Source organism: Rhizobacter sp. P2_H2, assembly GCF_056403375.1.
The window spans coordinates 1-1,087 of sequence record NZ_JBFUFP010001439.1; the positions used below are offsets into that span (position 1 = coordinate 1).

At 62.9% G+C, this 1,087-nt stretch carries 1 protein-coding gene; it reads left to right on the forward strand.

Annotated features, from left to right (window positions below; translation table 11 throughout):
• Positions 1-121 precede the first annotated feature (121 nt).
• A partial coding sequence (locus tag AC1D15_RS33760; protein ID WP_477829497.1) for a pilus assembly protein PilM occupies positions 122-1,087 on the forward strand: 966 nt, incomplete at its 3' end.

Here is a 1,087-nt window from a genome sequence, read left to right on the forward strand (position 1 = left end):
GAAGTAACTTCTTAACAATCCAGCGCACGTATCACAGCCAATTCGGTCGTCGATTCGTGTCGCGTTGGGAGATGGCCCCTTGAGCTTCCTAGACCTGTTGTTAGGCCGAAAGCATCCACCGATGATCGGCTTGGATATCAGCTCGTCCAGTGTGAAGCTGGTCGAGTTGGGCCAAAGTGCCTCCGGTGAATATGTACTCGAGCGTTTCGCCTCCGAGAGCTTCGAGAAGGGCTGGATCACCGACGGCCAGATCGAGAAATTCGACGAGGTGGCCGATGCCGTCCGCCGCGTGGTCACCAAGAGCGGCACCAAGACCAAGCAGGTCGTGCTCGCGATGCCGCAATCGGCGGTGATCACGAAGAAGATCATGCTGCCCGCCGGCTTGCGCGAAGAAGAGCTCGAGCTGCAGGTCGAATCCGAAGCCAACCAATACATCCCGTTCTCGCTCGACGAGGTGAGTCTTGACTTCTCCGTGGTCGGCCCGAGCCCCACGTCGGTGGGCGATGTCGAGGTGCTGATCGCCGCGTCGCGCAAGGATCGCGTGCAGGACCGTCAAGGCCTGGCGGAAGCCGCCGGCCTGAAGCCCGCGGTGCTCGACATCGAGTCGCATGCCTCGCGCCTGGCGATGGGCCGGCTGATCGAGGCGCTGCCGAACGAGGGCAAGGACGCCCTCGTCGCGCTGTTCGAGATCGGTGCCGACACCACCAGCCTGAAGGTGCTGCGCGACGAAGAGATGCTCTACGACCGCGACCAGGCCTTCGGCGGTTCGCAGCTGACGCAGCTGATCTCCCGCCAGTACGGCTTCTCGTTCGAGGAGGCCGAGCAGAAGAAGCTCTCGGCCGAGTTGCCGGAAGACTACGAGTCGTCGCTGCTGGTGCCGTTCGTCGACAGCCTGTCGCAGGAGATCGGGCGCGCGCTGCAGTATTTCTTCACCAGCACGCCGCACCACAAGGTGCACTACGTGATGCTGGCTGGTGGCACGGCGACCCTGCCGGGGCTGAAGGACCGCGTCACCGAGCTGACGGGCTTCGCATCGATGGTCGTCAATCCGTTCGAAAACATGAAGCTGGGCTCCGCGGTCCGCGAG